Source organism: Tepidimonas sp. HKU77, from assembly GCF_049728535.1.
Lineage (GTDB): Bacteria > Pseudomonadota > Gammaproteobacteria > Burkholderiales > Burkholderiaceae_C > Tepidimonas.
This window is the reverse complement of record NZ_CP187300.1, coordinates 1,846,010-1,865,931: the sequence shown is the minus strand read 5'-3', so window position 1 is coordinate 1,865,931 and position 19,922 is coordinate 1,846,010. Positions and strand designations below refer to the sequence as shown.

General features: G+C 68.9%; 17 protein-coding genes. 6 read left to right on the top strand and 11 right to left on the bottom strand.

Translation table 11 applies throughout. The features are described from left to right. Positions 1-24 precede the first annotated feature (24 nt). Genes puuE through ACPP3B_RS08955 form a run of 3 tightly spaced genes read left to right on the top strand, consistent with a single transcriptional unit; the run spans position 25 to position 4,092 of the window. Entirely contained in the window at positions 25-1,008 is a 984-nt protein-coding gene (gene puuE, locus ACPP3B_RS08965; protein ID WP_424858762.1) for an allantoinase PuuE, read from the top strand. Then, complete coding sequence (gene uraD, locus ACPP3B_RS08960; RefSeq protein ID WP_424858761.1) at positions 1,005-2,786, top strand: 2-oxo-4-hydroxy-4-carboxy-5-ureidoimidazoline decarboxylase; 1,782 nt, start codon at positions 1,005-1,007, stop codon at positions 2,784-2,786. The genes puuE and uraD overlap by 4 nt, the downstream gene beginning before the upstream one ends. Positions 2,787-2,808: 22 nt before the next feature. Further along, a complete protein-coding gene (locus tag ACPP3B_RS08955; protein ID WP_299022738.1) occupies positions 2,809-4,092 on the top strand; it encodes a M20/M25/M40 family metallo-hydrolase in 1,284 nt (427 codons plus the stop codon). A gap of 25 nt (positions 4,093-4,117) precedes the next feature. On the opposite strand, the gene ACPP3B_RS08950 is transcribed toward ACPP3B_RS08955, so the two are convergent. The 7 genes from ACPP3B_RS08950 to ACPP3B_RS08920 form a co-directional block, all read right to left on the bottom strand. Continuing rightward, on the bottom strand, positions 4,118-5,146 hold the full coding sequence (locus tag ACPP3B_RS08950; protein ID WP_424858760.1) for a DUF475 domain-containing protein: 1,029 nt from the start codon (positions 5,144-5,146) through the stop codon (positions 4,118-4,120). Positions 5,147-5,231: 85 nt separating this feature from the next. Further along, positions 5,232-6,020, bottom strand: a complete 789-nt coding sequence (locus ACPP3B_RS08945) for a lysophospholipid acyltransferase family protein (RefSeq protein WP_424858759.1) — start codon at positions 6,018-6,020, stop codon at positions 5,232-5,234. A gap of 7 nt (positions 6,021-6,027) precedes the next feature. Beyond that, entirely contained in the window at positions 6,028-7,356 is a 1,329-nt protein-coding gene (locus ACPP3B_RS08940) for a dihydroorotase (RefSeq protein WP_424858758.1), read from the bottom strand. Next, positions 7,353-8,309, bottom strand: a complete 957-nt coding sequence (locus ACPP3B_RS08935) for an aspartate carbamoyltransferase catalytic subunit (RefSeq protein WP_299021216.1) — start codon at positions 8,307-8,309, stop codon at positions 7,353-7,355. Before ACPP3B_RS08935 ends, ACPP3B_RS08940 begins: the two co-directional genes overlap by 4 nt. A gap of 21 nt (positions 8,310-8,330) precedes the next feature. Further along, positions 8,331-8,894, bottom strand: a complete 564-nt coding sequence (pyrR, locus tag ACPP3B_RS08930; protein WP_424858757.1) for a bifunctional pyr operon transcriptional regulator/uracil phosphoribosyltransferase PyrR — start codon at positions 8,892-8,894, stop codon at positions 8,331-8,333. Further along, the gene (gene ruvX / locus ACPP3B_RS08925) at positions 8,891-9,301 is read right to left on the bottom strand and encodes a Holliday junction resolvase RuvX (protein WP_299021222.1); all 411 of its coding nucleotides are present in this window, start codon (positions 9,299-9,301) and stop codon (positions 8,891-8,893) included. The genes pyrR and ruvX overlap by 4 nt, the downstream gene beginning before the upstream one ends. Continuing rightward, positions 9,298-10,041: a YqgE/AlgH family protein gene (locus ACPP3B_RS08920; RefSeq protein ID WP_299021225.1), complete on the bottom strand. Its 744-nt coding sequence runs from the start codon at positions 10,039-10,041 to the stop codon at positions 9,298-9,300. The genes ruvX and ACPP3B_RS08920 overlap by 4 nt, the downstream gene beginning before the upstream one ends. Before the next feature lie 26 nt (positions 10,042-10,067). Between ACPP3B_RS08920 and ACPP3B_RS08915 the strand changes: the two genes are divergently transcribed. Continuing rightward, the gene (locus ACPP3B_RS08915; RefSeq protein WP_424858756.1) at positions 10,068-11,615 is read left to right on the top strand and encodes a cryptochrome/photolyase family protein; all 1,548 of its coding nucleotides are present in this window, start codon (positions 10,068-10,070) and stop codon (positions 11,613-11,615) included. Here the strand turns inward: ACPP3B_RS08915 and ACPP3B_RS08910 are convergent. Beyond that, positions 11,554-11,730 (bottom strand): rubredoxin, encoded by a 177-nt coding sequence (locus ACPP3B_RS08910; protein WP_299019672.1) that lies wholly within the window; start codon positions 11,728-11,730, stop codon positions 11,554-11,556. The two genes, ACPP3B_RS08915 and ACPP3B_RS08910, sit on opposite strands and share 62 nt — an antisense overlap. 95 nt (positions 11,731-11,825) lie before the next feature. Between ACPP3B_RS08910 and thiD the strand changes: the two genes are divergently transcribed. After that, positions 11,826-12,692 (top strand): bifunctional hydroxymethylpyrimidine kinase/phosphomethylpyrimidine kinase, encoded by an 867-nt coding sequence (thiD, locus tag ACPP3B_RS08905; RefSeq protein ID WP_424858755.1) that lies wholly within the window; start codon positions 11,826-11,828, stop codon positions 12,690-12,692. Further along, entirely contained in the window at positions 12,689-13,984 is a 1,296-nt protein-coding gene (gene hemL, locus ACPP3B_RS08900) for a glutamate-1-semialdehyde 2,1-aminomutase (protein ID WP_424858754.1), read from the top strand. The genes thiD and hemL overlap by 4 nt, the downstream gene beginning before the upstream one ends. A gap of 30 nt (positions 13,985-14,014) precedes the next feature. Here the strand turns inward: hemL and yegQ are convergent, their stop codons facing one another. The 3 genes from yegQ to acnB all read right to left on the bottom strand — a co-directional run bounded on the left by yegQ (position 14,015) and on the right by acnB (position 19,904). Then, positions 14,015-15,442 carry a tRNA 5-hydroxyuridine modification protein YegQ gene (yegQ, locus tag ACPP3B_RS08895; protein WP_424858753.1) on the bottom strand — a complete coding sequence of 476 codons (1,428 nt, stop codon included), beginning with the start codon at positions 15,440-15,442 and terminating at the stop codon, positions 14,015-14,017. A gap of 63 nt (positions 15,443-15,505) precedes the next feature. Then, on the bottom strand, positions 15,506-17,260 hold the full coding sequence (pabB, locus tag ACPP3B_RS08890; RefSeq protein WP_424858752.1) for an aminodeoxychorismate synthase component I: 1,755 nt from the start codon (positions 17,258-17,260) through the stop codon (positions 15,506-15,508). Positions 17,261-17,309: 49 nt separating this feature from the next. Beyond that, complete coding sequence (gene acnB, locus ACPP3B_RS08885) at positions 17,310-19,904, bottom strand: bifunctional aconitate hydratase 2/2-methylisocitrate dehydratase (protein ID WP_424858751.1); 2,595 nt, start codon at positions 19,902-19,904, stop codon at positions 17,310-17,312. Positions 19,905-19,922: the final 18 nt, after the last annotated feature.

Sequence of the window (19,922 nt, the reverse complement as noted above, 5' to 3'; positions counted from 1 at the left end):
CGCAAAACCGACTGCCTTGTCACCATGGCCCACGTTTACGACAGCACTGCACCTTATCCGCGTGATTTGATCGGCTACGGCCGCCAGCCGCCGCACCCACGCTGGCCGGGCGGGGCGCGCATCGCAGTGCAGTTCGTGCTCAACTATGAAGAAGGCGGCGAAAACTGCGTGCTGCATGGCGACGCGGCGAGCGAGACGTTCTTGTCGGAGCTGTTTGCGCCCACGGCGTACCCGGACCGCCACCTGAGCATGGAGGGCATTTACGAGTACGGCTCGCGCGTGGGCGTGTGGCGCATTTTGCGCGAATTCGAATCGCGCGGCCTGCCGTTGACGGTATTTGGCGTGGCCAGCGCGCTGCAGCGCCACCCGGAGGTGGCGCAGGCCTGTTTGGCCGCGGGGCACGAGATTGCCTGCCATGGCCTGAAGTGGATCCACTACCAACAGGTGGACGAAGCCACCGAGTGCGCCCACCTGCACGAGGCGGTGCGCATCCTGACCGAGTTGACCGGTGCCGCCCCGCTGGGCTGGTACACCGGGCGCGACAGCCCCCATACGCGCCGCTTGGTGGTGGACCACGGTGGCTTCGTCTATGACAGCGACTACTACGGCGACGACCTGCCCTTTTGGATGCGCGTGCGCCGCAGCGACGGGCAGGTGGTGCCGCACCTGGTGGTGCCGTACACGCTGGACGCCAACGACATGCGCTTTGCGCTGCCGCAAGGGTTCTCGCACGGGGATCCGTTTTTTGCCTACCTGCGCGACACCTTCGACGCCCTGTACGCCGAGGGTGACCCCAACGGCCTGAATCAGCCACGCATGATGAGCGTGGGCATGCACTGCCGCTTGCTGGGGCGGCCCGGGCGCATTGGGGCGCTGCAGCGGTTTTTGGACCACATCCAGCGCCACGACGGCGTGTGGGTGGCACGGCGCATCGACATCGCCCGCCATTGGCAGGCGGTGCATCCGTATCCGGGCGGCGACAACGGGTGCGCGGGAGCGGCGGCATGAGCACGGGCATCACGGCGCTGGACGCCCTCAACACCGCGCCGCTGGCGCAAGCGGCCGCGCTGCTGGATGGGCTGTACGAGCATTCGCCTTGGATCGTGGCGCAGGCGCTGCAGCGGCGCCCGTTTGCCAGCCCGGCGGCGCTGATCGCGGCGTGTGCCGACGTGGTGGCACAGGCGGGCGAGGAAGCGCAGTTGGCGCTCATCCGCGCCCACCCGGAGCTGGCGGGCAAGGCGGCGCTAGCAGGGACGCTGACGGCCGAATCCAGCGGCGAGCAAGGCCGCGCGGGACTGACCCACTGCACGCCCGAGGAATACGACACGCTGCAACGCCTCAACGCGGCGTACCGGGCACGCTTTGGCTGGCCGTTCATTCTGGCGGTGCGTGGCCCGCGCGGCACGGGGCTGACGCGCGCGCAGATCATCGCGCACTTCGAGCGACGCTTGCACGCCCACCCGGACGACGAGCGGCGCGAGTGCCTGCGCCAGATCCACCGCATCGCCGAGATCCGTCTACACGACAAGCTGGGCTGGGAGCCTGCCACCGGCCACGCGGTGTGGGACCGACTGGCGGCCTTGGCGCGCCACAGCGAAAGCGCCGATGGCCTGACGGCGACGTACCTGAGCCCGGCGCACCGCGCGTGCGCGGCCGAGCTGGCCGCGTGGATGCGCGAGGCGGGCTGCGACGAGGTGACGCACGACGCCGTGGGCAACGTGGTGGGCCGCTACCACGCGCAACGATCCGCGGCGCGCTGGCTGCTGACCGGCAGCCATTACGACACGGTGCGCAATGCAGGGCCGCACGATGGGCGCTTGGGCATCGGCGTGGCGCTGGCGGCGGTGCAGCGGCTGCACGCGCGCGGACAGCGGCTGCCGTTTGGGATCGAGATCGTCGCCTTTGCCGAGGAGGAAGGCCAGCGCTACCCCGCCACGTTTCTGGGCTCGGCGGCGTTGGTGGGCGCGTTCGACCCCGCCTGGCTGGCGTTGACCGACGCCGCGGGCATCCCGATGGCGCAAGCGATGCAGCAAGCGGGCCTGCCGGGCACGTGGGAGGCGATCGCCACCTGCCGCCGCGACCCGGCGCACTACCTGGGCTTTGTGGAGGTACACATCGAGCAAGGTCCGGTACTGGCGCGCGCCCACCGGCCGCTGGGGGTGGTCACTAGCATCAACGGCAGCCTACGGTGGCTGGGCGAGTACGGCGGCGTGGCCTGCCACGCCGGCACCACGCCCATGGGGCAGCGGCGCGACGCGGCAGCGGGCGCAGCCGAGCTAACGCTGGCCGTGGAGCGGCTGGCACAGCAGCGCCCGGGCACGGTGGCGACCGTGGGTATCCTGGAGGTGCCGCAGGGCTCCATCAACGTGGTGCCGGGGCGCTGCCGCTTCAGCCTGGATGTGCGCGCCCCCACCGACGCCGCGCGCGACGAGCTCGCGCAAGCGGTGCTGGCTGCGGCGCACGAGATTGCCGAGCGACGCGGGCTGACGCTGGCCCTGCGCGAGACGGTGCGTGCCAGCGCCGCCCCCAGCGATGCGGCATGGCAGGCGCGCTGGGAGCGCGCCGTGGCGGCGCTGGGCCTGCCGGTGCTGCACCTGCCCAGCGGCGCCGGGCACGACGCCATGATGATGCACCGCCTGCTGCCCCAAGCGATGCTGTTTGTACGCGGCGAGCACGACGGCATCAGCCACAACCCGCTGGAGTCGACCACCAGCGACGACATCGAATGCGCGGTGCAGGCGTTCGAGCGCCTGCTGCACGACCTGGCCGCCGAGACGGTGGCCTGACCCCCCTGCCCCGGCACTGCCCATGACCACCCCCGCCACCACTGACCCCACCCCCGACTACGCCGCCTTGGACGCCTGGATCGACGCGCACTTCGACGAGCAGGTACGCTTTTTGCAGACCCTGGTGCGCGTGCCCACCGACACCCCGCCCGGCGACAACGCCCGCCACGCCGAGATCACCGCTGCCGCGCTGGAAGCGATGGGTTGGGCAGTGGAGCGCCACCCGGTGCCCGCCGAGCAGGTGCAGGCCGCGGGGCTGGCGTCGATCACCAACCTGATCGTGCGCCGACCCTACGGCGCAGGCGAGCGGGCACGGCCGGTCATCGCGCTCAACGCCCATGGCGACGTGGTGCCCCCGGGGGAAGGCTGGACGCACGACCCGTATGGCGCCGAAATCGTGGACGGCAAACTGTACGGGCGCGCGGCCGCGGTGAGCAAAAGCGACTTTGCCACCTACACCTTTGCCGTGCGCGCGCTGGAAGCGGTGGCCCGCCCGCGGCGCGGCGCAGTGGAGCTGCACTTCACCTACGACGAGGAAATGGGCGGCGAGCTGGGCCCGGGCTGGCTGCTGGCGCAGGGCCTGACGCAGCCCGACTTGCTGCTGGCGGCGGGCTTTACCTACCAGGTGGTGACGGCGCACAACGGCTGCCTGCAGTTGGAAGTGACGGTGGAAGGCGAGATGGCGCACGCGGCCATCCCCGACACGGGCACGGACGCGCTGCAGGGGGCCGTCCACATCCTGCAGGCGCTCTACCGCCTCAACGCCGATTATTTGCAAGTGCGATCGGGGGTGGAGGGCATTACGCATCCGTACCTGAACGTGGGTCGTATCGACGGCGGCACACACACCAATGTCGTGCCAGGCAAAGTGGTGTTTCGGCTCGACCGGCGCATGATCCCCGAGGAAGACCCCGCCGAGGTGGAGGCACAGCTGCGCCGCGTGATCGCCGAGGCGGCAGCCGACTTTGCCCCCCCGCGCGGTGGGCGCGCGCTGCGCGTGCAGGTGCGTCGCACATTGCTGGCACACGCCATGCGCCCGCTGCCCGGGGCGCAGCCGTTGGTGCAGGCGCTGCAGCGCCACGCGCAGGCCGTGCTGGGCGAGGCCATCCCGGCTGTGGGCACGCCGCTGTACACCGACGTACGGCTGTACGTGGCGCGCGGCATTCCGGGCGTCATCTATGGCGCGGGGCCGCGCACCGTGCGCGAATCCAACGCCAAGCGCGCCGACGAACACCTGGTGCTGGAAGACCTGCGCCGCGCCACAAGGGTAGTGGCGCGCGCGCTGGCCGATCTGCTGGCCGGATGAGGCAGGTGGTGGCGACCACCGGCACTCACGTCGACGCTCGCCGCCGCTCGCGCACCGACGACACGACCGACGCGGCAATGAAGACGATGCCGATCAGCCCCGTGATGACCTCGGGCACGTGCACCACGGTGCCCACGATCATGATGGCCGCCAGCGCCCCGATGGCATAGTGTGCGCCGTGCTCCAGGTAGACATAGGCCTGCAGCGTGCCGCGTTTGACCAGATAGACCGTCATCGAGCGCACGAAAATGGCACCGATGGCCAGCCCCAGCATGATGATGACCACATCCTTGGTGATGGCGAAAGCGCCGATGACGCCGTCGAATGAAAACGACGCGTCGAGCACCTCGAGATAGAGAAAACTGGCAAAACCGCTGCGCTGCACGGTCGCCACGGCCGCTTCGCCAGCCTCTTCGGTTGAGAACAGCGCGCCCACCGCGTCCACTGCCAGGTACAGCACGATGCCCGCAATGCCCGCGACAAAGACGCGCATCTGCTCTGCCTCGGGCACCCACCAGCGCGTGGAAAACACCACCAGCAGCGCGATGAAGACGCTGATCTCGTCGAACTTGGCTGCACGCACGAGTGGCCGCTCCAGAGGGCCGAGCCAGTGTGTCTCTTTGTTGCGGTCGAACAAAAAGTTGAGAAACACCAGCAACAGGAAGACACCGCCGAACGCCGAGATGACCGGATACGCCTGCGTGAGCACGCGCGCGTATTCGTCGGGCTGTTGCAGGGCCAGACGCACCGTCTCGGCCCAGCCGATGTCCGCCGAGACGGCCACGATGACGATGGGAAACACCAGCCGCATGCCAAAGACGGCAATCAGGATGCCCACGGTCAGAAAGAGCTGACGCCACAGCGCACTCATGCCGCGCAGCACACTGGCGTTGACGACCGCGTTGTCGAACGACAAGCTGACTTCGAGCACCGCCAGCACCGCGGTCAGCCACAGCGCGGCCCACAGGCCCAGGGGCGACTGCACACCCCACCAGGCCGCCAGCCCCAGGCAGACGGCGGAAAACAACAGCGAAAAGCGAAAATCCTTGAGCACGAAAACGACTCCTGCGCCGCGGGCGGGGTGCAGCGGCATGGCTATGGGGAAAACCCGCGATTGTCGCGAAATTTCGGCGCTGGGTTTAGACGTTGGGCGGCGGCAGCCCGGCCAAGGTGGCCACGGCGCCACGCAAATCGCCAGCCCAGGTGCGCCGGTCGCGCCCATCGGCGCGCTGTGGCTCGCCCCAGTGCAGGTGGGCGCACAGGTCGGTCGCGGTCAGCACACGCCACAGGGACGCGATGAGCGTGTCGTCCCCCACGTAGACGGGCGCGTCGTGGCGCTGCAACGCCTCGGGGCTGGCGCCTGCAGGGCGGTAGGCGATGCCCAGCGGCAGCGCGGGACTGTCGGTCGCGAGCGCCGCCTGCAGCAGGTTGGCGTGAAACGGCAACACACCGCGCCCGTCACTGGTGGTGCCTTCCGGAAAGATCGCCAGCACGTCACCGGCATGCAGGCGCTCCGCCATCTGGTGCACCACGCGCAGCGCGTCGCGCCGGCTGGCGCGCTCGATGAACAGCGTGCCAGCCCCCGCGACCAGCCGCCCCAGCACGGGCCAGTGACGTACGTCGGCCTTGGAGACGAAACGACACGGGCGCACCGCGTTGACCACCAAAATGTCCAGCCACGAGATGTGATTGGCCACCACCAGCAGCGGCCCGCGGGCGGGTGGCGGGCCATGCACGAACCAGCGCACACCCAAAATGTCCAGTGCCTGCCGGGACCAGCGCTGCACGTGGGCGGCTCGGGCCGCGTCGTCGGCGCGCGGAAAGACCCGCCACAGCGTCCACAGCCCCTGCAGGACGTGCGCCAGCAGCCGCGCCGCGCGGCCCACGGCACGCACGCGGCACCCCCACGGCACGGCGGCGGTCGCCATGGCGCGGTCAGTCGGCGGCATCGAACGCGATGTGGCCACCCACGACCGTGGTGCGCACGCGCGCAGGCAGCGCGTGGCCCTCGAACGGCGTATGCCGGCCCTGGCTGCGCAGGCGTGATGGCTCCACGCGCCAGGTGGCTTGCGGGTCGAGCACGCACACGTCGGCCACCCCGCCCACGGCCAGCCGGCCGACGCTGGCCTGCAGCGTGCCCAACCGCGCCCCCAGCACGCGCGCCGGCCCGCTGGTGAGCACCTCTACTGCGCGCGCCACGGGCACGCCGTCTTGTTGCGCCCATTTGACGGCGAGGCCCGCGAGCAGCTCGATGGCGGTGGCGCCCGGCTCGGCCTGCGCGAATGGCACCGCCTTCGCGTCGGCCGAGACGGGCGTGTGGTCCGACACCAGCGCGTCGATCGTGCCGTCAGCCAGCCCGGCGCGCAGCGCGTCGCGGTCGCGCTGCTGGCGCACGGGTGGCTGCAGGCGCAGCCGGGTGTCGTAGTAGCCGATGTCGGTATCGGTGAGCAGCAGTTGGTGCACGCTAACGTCGGCCGTGACCGGCAAGCCTTCGGCCTTGGCTTGGCGCACCAAGTCGACGCCGGCGGCGGTGCTCAAGCGGCACAGGTGCAGGTGCACGGGCGGCGGCGCCCCCGGCGGCATGCCCGCCACGACGCTGCGCAGCAGCGCCAGCAGCGCGTGCAGCGCGATTACCTCGGACGCGGCGGGCACGCCCGACAGCCCGAGCCGCGTGGCCAGCGGCCCGCTGGCCATGACGCCTTTGGACAGCCACGGCTCCTCGGGCCGCAGCCACAGCGTGTAGCCAAAAGTGGCGGCGTACTGGAAGGCACGCTGCAGCACCTGGGTGTTGACGATGGGCACATCCGCCTGGCCAAAGCCCACGCAGCCGCGCTCGGCCAGTTGCACCATCTCGGCCAGCACCTCGCCCTGCAGCCCGCGCGTCAGCGCCCCCAGCGGAAACAGCCGCGTGCGGTGCAGCCGCTCGGCGCGCGCGCGCAGCATGTCGACCAGGCCCGGTTCGTCCAGCACGGGGTCGGTATCGGGCGGGCACACCAGGCTGGTCACGCCACCGGCGACGGCGGCAGCGGTTTCGCTCTCGAGCATGCCCGCATGCTCGTGGCCGGGCTCGCCCAGGCGGGCGCACAAGTCCACCAGTCCGGGCAATACCCAGCAGCCGCGGGCGTCGAGCACGCGGTTGGGGTGGAAGTCCGCAGGCACCTGACCGATGCCGATGATGCGCCCAGCAGCGATGGCCACGTCGGCCACCCGGTCGGTGCCGCTGGCGGGATCGATGACGCGGCCGTCTCGGATGAGGAGTTTCATGCTTCGTTCCCCGCGATGATGCCCATGACCGCCATGCGCACCGCCACGCCAAAGGTCACCTGCGGCAGCACCACGCTTTGCGCGCCATCGACGACGCTGGAGTCGATCTCGACCCCACGGTTGACCGGCCCCGGGTGCATGACGATGGCATCGGGCTTGGCCCAGCGCAGCCGCTCGGGCGTGAGGCCAAAGCGCTGGTGAAACTCTTGGCTGGAGGGCAGCAAAGCGCCGCTCATGCGCTCGTTTTGCAGCCGCAGCGCGATGACGACGTCACAGTCACGGATGCCCTCTTCCAGCGAATGGCACACGCGCACGCCCAGGTGCGCCAAGTCGCTGGGTACCAGCGTGCGCGGGCCCACCACACGCACGTCCGGGCAGCCCAGGGTGGTGAGCGCGTGGATGTCGGAGCGCGCCACGCGCGAGTGCAGCACGTCGCCCACGATGGCCACCGACAGACGGGTGAAGTCACCCTTGTAGTGGCGGATGGTGTACATGTCCAGCAGGCCCTGTGTGGGGTGGGCGTGGCGGCCATCACCGGCATTGATGACGTGCACGTGCGGTGCCACGTGCTGCGCGATCAGGTACGGCGCGCCCGACTCGCTGTGGCGCACGACGAAGATGTCAGCCGCCATCGCCGAGAGGTTGGCGATCGTGTCGAGCAGCGTCTCGCCCTTGGCGGTGGAGGAGCGCGCGATGTCGAGGTTGAACACGTCGGCCGACAGGCGGGTGGCCGCGATCTCGAACGTGGTGCGGGTGCGCGTGCTGTTTTCGAAAAAGAGGTTGAACACGCTCTTGCCGCGCAGCAGGGGGACTTTTTTGACCTCGCGGTCGTTGACGCTGACGAACTGCGCGGCCGTGTCCAGGATGTGCAGCAGGATGTCGCGCGGCAGCCCTTCGGTGGAGAGCAGATGGATGAGCTCGCCGTGGCGGTTGAGTTGGGGATTGCGCGTCATGGCGTGGGGGCTCCGGCAGATTTAGCCCAGGCGCGGCGGGGTGCGTTCGAGCAGGGCGAAGGAGAAGCGCCCGCCGCCGTCGCGCACCAGCTCGAACGACTGGTGCGCGGGCAGCGGCAGGCGCACGGCTGCGGCGTCGGCTGCCACCGGTAGCTCGCGCCCACCGCGGTCGACCAGCACCGCCAGCCGCACGCTGGCCGGGCGGCCATAGTCGAACAGCTCGTTGAGCACGGCGCGCAGCGTGCGGCCGGTGTAGAGCACGTCGTCGATGAGCAGCACGTGCGCACCTTCGACCTCGAACGGCAGGCGCGTCTGCGCGGTGCTGGCCGCCAGCCCGCGCTGCGCGTAGTCGTCGCGGTGCAGGGTGGCGACGATGACACCTGGCTCGCCGGGCAAGCCCAGCTCGCGGTGCAGCCGCTCGGCCAGCCATGCGCCGCCCGAGGCCACGCCCACCAGGTGGGTGGGTTGTGGCCCGGCGGCCAGCAAGGCCTGCACCGCGCGGCGCAACTCGGCATACAGGGCCTCGGCATCCAGCGGCAGCCGCCCGTCGGTCGGCGCGGCGTCCCGCCCCCCGTCGTGGGTCATGGCAGACTCCTCAAATACTGCTCCAAAATGATGCACGCGGCAGCGGCATCGGCGTCTTTGGCACCCAGCGCGTGGGCTTCGGTGCTGCTGTAGCGTTCGTCCACTTCCACCACGGGCAGACCGGTGCGGCCGTGCAACTGGCGCGCAAAGCGCTGCGCGCGCTGCGTGTGCGCGTGCGCCGCGCCGTCGGGATGGTACGGCACGCCCACCACCAGGGCGTCCGGCTGCCATTGGGCGATCGCCGCCAGCAGGCGCTGCCAGCGCGCGTCGCCCTGGGCGTCCACCGTGGGCAAGGGCGTGGCGGTGCGCGTGATGGCGTTGCCGCTGGCCATGCCGACGCGACGCTCGCCCCAGTCGAACGCCAAAAAACTCTGTGCGCCCGCGCGCACCACGCCCCAGGTCGTCATGCCCGCCCAGCGCCCGGTGCCAGCATCCACGGCTGCAGGCCCAGCAGGCCCATCGCCCGCTCGTAGCGCTGCTCGATGGGCACCTCGAACAGCAGCGCCGGGTCGGCCGGCACCGTCAGCCAGGCGTTGTCGCCCAATTCGGATTCGAGCTGCCCCTCGCCCCAGGACGAATATCCCAGCGCCACCAGCATCTGCCGCGGCCCGGCGCCGGCGGCGACGGCTTCGAGCACGTCGCGCGAGGTGGTCAGCTCCAGCCCTGCCCCGTCGATGCGCAGCGACGAGGCATAGGCACTAGCGCGTGGCGGCGGGGCCGCCGGGTCGCGGGCGGAAGATCCCGACACCTCGTCGGGCGCCTCGTCGGCTGCCCCCGCTGCCTGCAACAACGACGGCAAAGCCGACGTCGGCGCGGGCACGGCCTGCGTCGCAGGGGGGTTGACCGAGCCCACGGGCTCGGGCTCGCCCATGTGCTCGTGCAGCACGAAGCCACGCTCGGTCTGCAGCGGCCCGCCTCGCAGCACGGGCATGCCCGACCATTCGGGGCGGCCCAGGGGCAGTTCCAGCCGCTCGAACAGGTCGTCGAGCGTGATGCCCGTGGGTTTGTTGATGATGAGGCCCAGCGCGCCGCGCGGCGTATGCTCGCAGACATAGACGACACTGCGGCCGAACAGCTCATCGTTCAGCCCGGGCATGGCGATCAAGAAATGATGCGTCAGGTTGACGGGGGCAGAATCCGAGCTCATGGCATCGATTCTACGCGCGCACCCCCATGAACCCTGACCGCAAACCGTACGACCGTGGCCTGATGTGGTTTCGCCGTGACCTGCGCACGGCCGACAACGCGGCGCTGTGCCACGCCCTGCAACAATGCCGGCGCGTGTGGGCGGTGTTCGTCTTCGACACCGACATCCTGCAGCCGCTGCTGGAGCGAGGGCTGCACGCCGACCGGCGGGTGGAGTTTATCCATGAGAGCCTGATCGACCTGGACGAGCAGCTGCGCGCGCTCGGCCGCGCCAATGGCGTGGAGGGGGTCGGGCTGATCGTGCGGCATGGCCCGGCGCGGCAGGACATCCCGCGCCTGGCCGCCGAGCTGGGCGTGCAGGCGGTCTTTGCCAACCACGACGACGAGCCCTACGCCCGCACCCGCGACGCGCAGGTGCTGGGGGCGCTGGCGCACCAGGGGGTGGTGCTGCGCACGGTCAAAGATCACGTGATCTTCGAGCGGCGCGAGGTGTTGACCGCCAACGGGCAGCCTTTCACGGTCTTTACCCCGTACAAAAACGCGTGGTTCAAAGCGTTGACCGACGCGCACCTGCAGCCCCACCCGGTGGAACGCCACGCCGACGCGCTGGCCCCCTGCCCGCCCACACACCCGCCGGGCGTGCCCAGCCTGGCGTCGATTGGGTTTGTGCCCACCAACCTGCGCGCACTCAAGGTGCGCACCGGCAGCCGCGGTGCGCGCGCGCTGTGGGAGGATTTCCTGGAGCGCATCGACCACTACCACCAGGCGCGCGACTACCCCGCCATCAAGGGGCCCAGCTATCTGAGCGTGCATTTGCGCTTTGGCACGATCAGCATCCGCGAGGTGGCCGGCACCGCCTACCGCCTGCACCGGCAGGGCCGCGCCGGCGCCACCGCCTGGCTCAACGAGTTGATCTGGCGCGACTTCTATCACCAGATCCTGGCCAATTTTCCGCACGTCGGCGAGGGCAAGGCCTTCAAGCCCGCCTACGACGCCATCCACTGGGAGCGGGGCCGCCACGCCGAGGCACTGTTTGCCGCCTGGTGTGAGGGCCGCACCGGCTATCCGCTGGTGGACGCAGCCATGCACCAAATCAACCAGACCGGCTATATGCACAACCGGCTGCGCATGGTGGTGGCGAGCTTTCTGACCAAAGACCTGGGGCTGGACTGGCGCTGGGGCGAACGCTACTTCGCCGATCGTTTGATCGACTTCGACCTGGCCGCCAACAACGGCGGATGGCAGTGGGCCGCGTCCAGCGGGTGCGACGCGCAGCCGTACTTTCGCATCTTCAATCCCGTCGCCCAGAGCGAAAAGTTCGACCCGGACGGCAAATTCATCCGCCGCTACTTGCCGGTGTTGGCGGCGCTACCCACCCCAGCACTGCACGCACCCTGGCGCGCGAGTGCCGCCGATCTGGCGGCCGCCGGCGTGGTGATCGGGCGCGACTACCCGGCGCCGATCGTCGACCATGCGCAGGCGCGGCTGCGCACGCTGGAGCGCTACGCGGTGGTCAAATCGGAACCATCTCGAAATCTTCCTTACGCGCGCCGCACTCGGGACAGGTCCAGTTGACGGGCACGTCCTCCCAGCGGGTGCCGGGGGGGATGCCGTGCTCGGGGTCGCCTGCGGCCTCGTCGTAGATCCAGCCGCAGATCAAGCACATCCAGGTTCGGGTCGGGGTCGTCATGGCAGCGTCGGCACGAGGGGTCCAAGTAGAATGGAACCATTGTAGCCATGACCCCGGCGCGCTTTGCGACCTCGGTCGACCGACGTCCGATGCCCATGTCCCCAGAAACCCCCGCTGCTCGCGACACCCCGGCGCGGCCGCCGTGCGTGCTGTGCTTCAATGCCAGCGACCCCAGCGGCGCCGGCGGCCTGGGCGCCGATATCGGGGCGCTAGCCAGCGCCTCGTGTCACGTGCTGCCGGTGACCACCAGCGTCTGGCTGCGCGACACGCGCCACCTGCACGGCCACCACGCGCTAGACGCCGAATGGATCGACGACCAGGCGCGCGCCGTGCTGGAGGATATGCCGGTGGCAGCGATCAAGGTCGGCTTTGGTGGCAGCCCCGAAGGTCTGTCGGCCATCGGCAGCATCCTGAGCGACTACGACGACGTGCCCGTGGTGACCTACCTGCCCGAGCTGGCATGGCTGTCGGACGGCGAGCGCGAGGCCTATCTGGAAGCGTGCGAGGAGCTGGTGCTGCCCCAGACCGACGTGCTGGTGGGCAACCATCACACGCTGGCGCGCTGGCTGTTGCCTGACTGGGAGGACGAGCGAGCGCCGGGCGCGCGCGACATCGCCCGCGCCGCCGCCGCCCATGGCGTCAGCGTCACCCTGGTCACGGGCATGGTGCACGACGACGGCATCGACAACCACCTGGCGTCGCCCGAGGTCGTGCTGGCGCAGGCGCGCTTCGAGCGCATCGAGGCCACCTTCATTGGCGCGGGCGACACGCTGTCCGCCGCGCTGACCGCGCTGCTGGCGCACGGCAGCGACCTGTCGCAGGCCGGCGCGGAGGCGCTCACCTACCTGGACCAGACGTTGGCCAACGGCTTTCAGCCGGGCATGGGGCACGCCGTGCCCGACCGTCTGTTCTGGGCCGACGACGATACTGACAACCCCAACGACACCCCCGGAGAGCCATGACCGACCGCAACGCCACGCTGTTCGAGCGCGCCAAGACCGTCATCCCGGGCGGGGTCAATTCGCCCGTGCGCGCCTTCAAGGCCGTGGGCGGCACACCCCGCTTCATCACCCGCGCCCAGGGCGCCTACCTGTGGGACGCCAACGGCCAGCGCTACATCGACTACATCGGCTCGTGGGGCCCGATGATCCTGGGTCACGGCCACCCGGAGGTGGTGCAGGCGGTGGAGGCGGCGATCGCCGAAGGGTTTTCGTTCGGGGCCCCGACCGAGCGCGAGATCGAACTGGCCGAGGCCATCCGGCGCCTGCTGCCCAGCCTGGAAATGGTGCGGCTGGTCAGCTCCGGCACCGAAGCCGGCATGAGCGCCATTCGACTGGCGCGCGGTGCCACCGGCCGGCCCAAGATCATCAAATTCGAAGGCTGCTACCACGGCCACGCCGACGCGCTGCTGGTCAAGGCCGGCTCGGGGCTGGCCACCTTCGGTCACCCCACGAGCGCCGGCGTGCCGCCCGAGGTGGTGCAGCACACGCTGGTGCTGGAGTACAACAACATCGCGCAGCTGGAAGCGGCCTTTGCCGAGCACGGCGAGCAGATCGCGGCGCTGATGATCGAGCCGATCGCGGGCAACATGAACTTCGTGCGCGCCAGCGTCCCGTTCATGCGCCGCTGCCGCGAGCTGTGCACCGAGCACGGCGCACTGCTGGTGTTCGACGAAGTGATGACGGGCTTTCGCGTCGCGCTCGGCGGGGCGCAAAGCGTCTATGCACGCCACATCCCCGGCTTCGAGCCGGACATGACCGTCATGGGCAAGGTCATCGGCGGCGGTATGCCGCTGGCGGCCTTCGGCGGCAAGCGCGCGGTTATGGAACAGCTCGCCCCGCTGGGGCCGGTGTACCAGGCTGGCACGCTGTCGGGCAACCCGGTGGCCACCGCCTGCGGGCTGGCGACGCTGCGGCTGATCGAACAGCCGGGCTTTTTCGATCGGCTGGCCGCGCAAACACGGGCGCTGGTCGGCGGGCTGCGCGCCGAGGCCCAGCGCGCGGGCGTCCCGTTCAGCGCCGACAGCGAAGGCGGGATGTTTGGCTTTTTCTTCTTGCCCGAGCTGCCGCAGAACTACGCGCAGGTCATGGCCAGCGACGCCGCGCGCTTCAACCGCTTCTTCCACGGCATGCTCGAGCGCGGCGTCTATTTCGCCCCCGCGCTGTACGAGGCGGGCTTCGTCAGCGCTGCGCACAGCGACGCCGACATCGACGCCACGCTGCAGGCGGCGCGGGCGGTGTTGGCCCAGCTCTGACACCGGGGCTGCTGCCCCGCTGTCCGGCCATCACACCAGCCGCGCCAGCAACGCCCCGTCGGCGGGTGCGCCCAGCGGCACCCACACGCGCAGCGGGTTGCCCGCCGCCACCTCGATCGGCTGGCCGTTGCCATCCTGCATGGCCGACAGGGTCAACGTGCGGTTGCCCGCGGGGTGGATCACCTCCAGCCGGTCGCCGACGGCAAAGCGGTTTTTCGTCTCCACCTCGGCCCAACCGTCGGCGCGCACGCCGATCACATCCCCCACGTACTGCGCACGCGTGGGTGCGGAGTGGCCGCTGAGGTAGTTCTGGTAGTCCTGCGCCGGTCGGCGCTCGAGCAACCCGCTCGTGTAGCCACGGCTGGCCAGTCCCTCCAGCTCCCGCAGCAGCTCGGGGTTGAAAGGCCGACCCGCCACCGCGTCGTCGATGGCGCGCCGGTACACCTGGGCTGTGCGCGCCACGTAGTACACACTTTTGGTGCGGCCCTCGATCTTGAGCGAGTCCACCCCGATGCGCACCAGCCGCTCGACGTATTCGACCGCGCGCAGATCGCGGCTGTTGAGGATGTAGGTGCCGTGCTCGTCCTCCATGATGGGCATGAGCTCGCCCGGGCGCTGGCTCTCTTGCAGCAGCCACACCCGGTCGGCCAACGGGTGGCGCCGACCATCGCCGGTGGTGGCGGGCCGCGCTTCGGCGTCGGCCTGCTCGCGCGCCCAGTCGAAGTCCGTCCCCAGCGGTTGCGGGTCGGGCGCATCGCTGCCGCACCCGCTGCCACACCCGGCCCCGGTGGCCATCGCCTGTACGTCACCGGTCTCGGTCGGCTGCGCGGCGTGGGTGGTGTACGACCAGCGGCAGGCGTTGGTACAGGTGCCTTGGTTGGGATCGCGGCGGTTGAAATACCCCGACAGCAGGCAGCGCCCCGAGTAGGCAATGCACAGCGCGCCATGCACGAACACCTCCAGCTCCACGTCGGGGCAGGCGTCGCGAATCTGCGCCACCTCATCCAGACTGAGTTCGCGCGACAGAATGATGCGCGATACCCCCGCGCGCTGCCAAAACTTGACCGCCGCCCAGTTGGTGGTGTTGGCCTGCACCGACAGGTGGATGGGGATCTCTGGCCAGCGGCCGCGCTCCATCTCCTCGCGCACCAGCATGATCAGGCCCGCATCGGCCATGATGAGGGCGTGCGGCCGCAGCTCGACCACCGGCGCCAAATCGCGCAGGTAGGTGCGCACCTTGTCGTTGTGCGCAATCAGGTTGCTGGTGACGAAGAGTTTTTTGCCGCGCGCGTGGGCCTCGGCGATGCCCTGTGCGAGCTGCTCCAAGCGGAATTCGTTGTTGCGCGCGCGCAATGAGTAGCGTGGCTGGCCGGCGTAGACCGCGTCGGCCCCGAAGTCGAAGGCGGCCCGCAGATGGCGCAAGGAGCCCGCAGGCAAGAGCAATTCAGGGGCGTTCATAAGGCGTATTGTCGCCGCACGAGCCCCGCGACCTCGGCCGCTCGGTACACCATAGACAGAGGCTCATGGAATGAGCTCGACCGGCAGCCAGCCCCGCAGGTCGTTGATGAAAGCCAGCCCTTGGGCATGCGCCAGCTCGCTGCGTTGGACCACGCGTTCGACGACCTTCCCCTCACGCAACGCCACCGCACGCCCAACACCGCTGAGCAGGCCGCAGGAGGTCGGTGGGGTCACCCACTGACCGTTTATTCTTACGGCCACGTTACCGCGGGTAAACTCGGTCAACTCGCCCGCCTCGTTCCACAGTAAGGTGTCGAAAACATCGGGGTCGTCCGGCGCAAACGCGTCGTAGTGGCCTCGCCGAGTGGTCTTGAAGCGTACGAATTCGCTTCCGGCCGCCTCGAAAGGTTGCTCAGCGAGCCGTACCCGGGCGGGTAGTGACATTTCGGCAAGCTCGAAAGCCTCGGCCCGGCAAGCGCCATCCGCGCCAGCCAGCAACCTCACCCGCCACCGGCCGGTGGGATGTTCGTCAATCAAATGACGCAACACCTGCTGAGCCATCTGCGGCTGCCAAGCAAATCCAAAACGCTGGGCAGCGTTGGCCATGCGCGCCAAGTGCTCGCTGACGTGCCATAGGTAGCCGTTCTCCAGCCGCATCGTCTCTAACAGTTCGAACGGTGATTCGGCCCGCAGCAGGAAAGCTTGTTTGCTGCGCCATTCCGCCCATTCGCCAGCGGCAGTTGCATCAGCCGTGATACCGCTGCCAATACCGCAGCGGGCCGCGTCCGAGCGTACACGCACCGTGCGAATAGGCACATTGAACGTGGCCGAGCCGCCAGGCCGCACCACCCCTACCGCACCGCAATACACGCCGCGTGGACCTGTCTCGAGCTGAGCGATCCAATGCATCGCGCGCCGTTTGGGCGCGCCTGTGACCGATCCGCATGGAAAGAGCGCTCGAAAAATATCGGGCAGTCCGACGTGCGGGCGAGTAAGGGCAACCACATCCGACGTCATCTGCCATACCGTCGGCAGGGCCTCGACATGAAACAATCGGGGCACCTGCACGCTGTGTGGCTCGGCCACGCGTGACAGATCGTTGCGGACCAGATCCACGATCATGACATTTTCAGCGCGCTCTTTATCGCTCGTGCGTAAGTGGTTGGCGCGGCTCGCATCATCGGCCGGGTCCGGTGAGCGCGCTGCAGTCCCTTTCATCGGTCGCGACAACAACAACCCATCGCGCCAATCGAAAAACAGCTCCGGAGAGACCGAAAGCACTTGCTGCGATCCTGTGTCGATATAGGCCGCGTACCCACCAGGCTGTGCACGCAGCAACGCCTCAAACAGCGCCAGGGGGTCGCCCGAAAAGGGGCTTGACAATGGTGCCGTGAAGTTGATCTGATAGACCTCACCATCGGCGACGGCTCGGTGAATCTGGTCGATCGCCCGCTCGAAGTCGCGTCGGTCGAGACCGGCTCTCCAAGACAAAGGCGCGTAGGTGCCAGTTGGCAGCCTTGGCCATGGCCGCGCTTGATCGAAGACGGCGAACCAGGCCAGCTCACCGTCGGGCGGGTACGTCAGCAAGGCGGGATCGAATGCGGTTGCTGCCTCATAAGCGACGAAACCCACAGACCAGCGTCCGCGCTTGGCTTCGACCTCCACCTGCTGCAGCACCGACAACACCGCATCCAGCGTATCGGCACGCAGCACCTCGATCGGTTCGACGAAAGCCAGGCGCTCACGGAAAGCACCCTCGGTCGGTGCCGTGAAATCGATCAGTGCAATAGGGTTGGGGGTCGACACGATGAAAAGCAAGCAAAAACCGCCCCATCCGGGGCCGCCCGCGCGATCGGCTCCGCGCCGGTCACACCTCGACCGTCTTGGCCGTCTCGGCGTACTCTTCGATCTGGTCGAAGTTCATGTAGCGGTAGACCTCGCTCGCCTTCTGGTTGATGATGCCCATCTCGGCATGGTACTCCTCGACCGTGGGCAGGCGCCCCAGACGCGAGGCGATCGCCGCCAGCTCGGCCGAGGCCAGGAAGACGTTGGTGTTGCGCCCCAGCCGGTTGGGGAAGTTGCGCGTGCTGGTCGACACGACGGTCGCGCCCTCGCGCACCTGCGCCTGGTTGCCCATACACAGGCTGCAGCCCGGTATTTCGGTGCGCGCGCCCGCGGTGCCGAACGTGGCGTAGTAGCCTTCCTTGATGAGCTCGTTTTGGTCCATCTTGGTCGGCGGTGCCACCCACAGCCGCACGGGGATGTCGCGCTGACCGTGCAGCAGCTGGGCTGCGGCGCGGAAGTGCCCGATGTTGGTCATGCACGAGCCGATGAACGCCTCGTCGATCTTGGTGCCCGCCACTTCGGACAGCGGCCGCGCGTCGTCCGGGTCGTTCGGGCAGCACAGGATGGGCTCCTTGATCTCGTTGAGGTCGATCTCGATGACCGCGGCGTACTCGGCGTCGGGGTCGGCTTCGAGCAGCTGCGGGTTGGCCAGCCACGCCTCCATGGCCTTGATGCGGCGTGCCAGCGTGCGCGCGTCCTGGTAGCCGTCGGCGATCATGTTCTTGAGCAACACGATGTTCGACTTCAGGTACTCGATGATGGGTTCCTTGTCGAGCTTGATCGTGCAGCCCGCCGCCGAACGTTCGGCCGACGCGTCCGACAGCTCGAACGCCTGCTCCACTTTCAGATGCGGCAGGCCTTCGATCTCGAGGATGCGGCCGGAGAAGATATTTTTCTTGCCCTTCTTCTCGACCGTCAGCAGCCCTTGCTTGATGGCGTAATAGGGAATGGCGTGCACCAAATCACGCAGCGTGATGCCCGGCTGCATCTGGCCCTTGAAGCGCACCAGCACCGACTCGGGCATGTCCAGCGGCATGACGCCGGTGGCCGCGGCAAACGCCACCAGGCCCGAGCCGGCGGGGAAGCTGATGCCGATGGGGAAGCGCGTGTGCGAGTCGCCGCCCGTGCCCACGGTATCGGGCAGCAGCATGCGGTTGAGCCACGAGTGGATGACGCCGTCACCCGGGCGCAGGCTGACGCCGCCGCGGCTGCTGATGAAGGCGGGCAGCTCGCGGTGCATCTTGACGTCCACCGGCTTCGGGTAAGCCGCGGTGTGGCAGAACGACTGCATCACCAGATCGGCCGAGAAACCCAGGCACGCCAGGTCCTTGAGCTCGTCGCGCGTCATCGGGCCAGTGGTATCTTGGCTTCCGACGGTGGTCATGCGCGGCTCGCAGTAGGTACCCGGGCGGATGCCCTTGCCCTCGGGCAGCCCGCAGGCACGGCCGACCATCTTTTGCGCGAGCGTATAGCCCTTGCCGCTGTCTTGCGGCGCCTTGGGCAGGCGAAACACGGTCGAGGCGGGCAGGCCCAAGAACTCCCGCGCCTTGGCCGTCAGCCCGCGGCCGATGATGAGGTTGATGCGCCCGCCGGCGCGCACCTCATCGAGCAGCACCTCGCTCTTGAGCTGGAAGGTGGCGATGACGGTGCCGTTTTTCTCGATCTTGCCCTCGTAGGGGTAGATGTCGATGACGTCACCGAAGTCGATGCCGCTGACGTCGACCTCGATCGGCAGCGAGCCGGAGTCTTCTTGCGTGTTGAAGAAGATCGGCGCGATCTTGCCGCCCAGGGTGATGCCGCCATAGCGCTTGTTGGGCACGAACGGGATGTCGAAGCCCGTGTGCCAGATGACGCTGTTGGTGGCCGACTTGCGACTCGAGCCCGTGCCGACCACGTCCCCCACGTAGGCCACCAGATGGCCTTTTTGCTTGAGGCGCTCGATGACGCTGATGGGCCCACGCTTGCCGTCCTCGTCGGGCTCGAACGGCGCATCGGGCCGCTTGTTCTTGAGCATGGCCAACGCGTGCAGCGGAATGTCCGGGCGGCTCCAGGCGTCGGGCGCGGGCGACAGGTCGTCGGTATTGGTCTCACCCGGCACCTTGAACGCGGTCACCGTGATCTTGTGCGGCACTTCGGGGCGCGACAAGAACCACTCGGCATCGGCCCAGCTCTGCATCACGGCTTTGGCATGGGGGTTGCCCGCCTGCACCTTCTCCACCACGTCGTGGAAGGCGTCGAACATGAGCAGGGTTTTCTTCAGGCCCTCGGCGGCGATGGGCGCCACCTCGGCATCGTCGAGCAGGTCGATGAGCGGCTTGACGTTGTAGCCCCCCACCATCGTGCCCAGCAGCTCGGTGGCCTTGGCTTTGCTGATCAGGTCCACCGAAATGTCGCCGTGGGCGACGGCAGCGAGGAAACTGGCCTTGACCTTGGCCGCGTCGTCCACCCCGGGCGGCACGCGGTGCGTCAACAGGTCGACCAGGAACTGCGGGTCTTCCCCGGCGGGCGGGTTTTTGATGAGCTCGATCAGGTCGGCGGTCTGCTGCGCGTTGAGCGGCAGCGGCGGGATGCCCAGCGCCGCGCGCTCGGCCACATGGTCACGGTAGGCTTGCAACATGGTGAGTGCTCCGAAGAA

Coding starts and splice junctions, on each gene's coding strand:
- puuE (WP_424858762.1), top strand. CDS start 25: ATGGCCCACGTTTACGACAGCACTGCACCTTATCCGCGTGATTTGATC.
- uraD (WP_424858761.1), top strand. CDS start 1,005: ATGAGCACGGGCATCACGGCGCTGGACGCCCTCAACACCGCGCCGCTG.
- ACPP3B_RS08955 (WP_299022738.1), top strand. CDS start 2,809: ATGACCACCCCCGCCACCACTGACCCCACCCCCGACTACGCCGCCTTG.
- ACPP3B_RS08945 (WP_424858759.1), bottom strand. CDS start 6,020: ATGGCGACCGCCGCCGTGCCGTGGGGGTGCCGCGTGCGTGCCGTGGGC.
- ACPP3B_RS08940 (WP_424858758.1), bottom strand. CDS start 7,356: ATGAAACTCCTCATCCGAGACGGCCGCGTCATCGATCCCGCCAGCGGC.
- ACPP3B_RS08935 (WP_299021216.1), bottom strand. CDS start 8,309: ATGACGCGCAATCCCCAACTCAACCGCCACGGCGAGCTCATCCATCTG.
- pyrR (WP_424858757.1), bottom strand. CDS start 8,894: ATGACCCACGACGGGGGGCGGGACGCCGCGCCGACCGACGGGCGGCTG.
- ruvX (WP_299021222.1), bottom strand. CDS start 9,301: ATGACGACCTGGGGCGTGGTGCGCGCGGGCGCACAGAGTTTTTTGGCG.
- ACPP3B_RS08920 (WP_299021225.1), bottom strand. CDS start 10,041: ATGAGCTCGGATTCTGCCCCCGTCAACCTGACGCATCATTTCTTGATC.
- ACPP3B_RS08915 (WP_424858756.1), top strand. CDS start 10,068: ATGAACCCTGACCGCAAACCGTACGACCGTGGCCTGATGTGGTTTCGC.
- ACPP3B_RS08910 (WP_299019672.1), bottom strand. CDS start 11,730: ATGACGACCCCGACCCGAACCTGGATGTGCTTGATCTGCGGCTGGATC.
- thiD (WP_424858755.1), top strand. CDS start 11,826: ATGTCCCCAGAAACCCCCGCTGCTCGCGACACCCCGGCGCGGCCGCCG.
- hemL (WP_424858754.1), top strand. CDS start 12,689: ATGACCGACCGCAACGCCACGCTGTTCGAGCGCGCCAAGACCGTCATC.
- yegQ (WP_424858753.1), bottom strand. CDS start 15,442: ATGAACGCCCCTGAATTGCTCTTGCCTGCGGGCTCCTTGCGCCATCTG.
- acnB (WP_424858751.1), bottom strand. CDS start 19,904: ATGTTGCAAGCCTACCGTGACCATGTGGCCGAGCGCGCGGCGCTGGGC.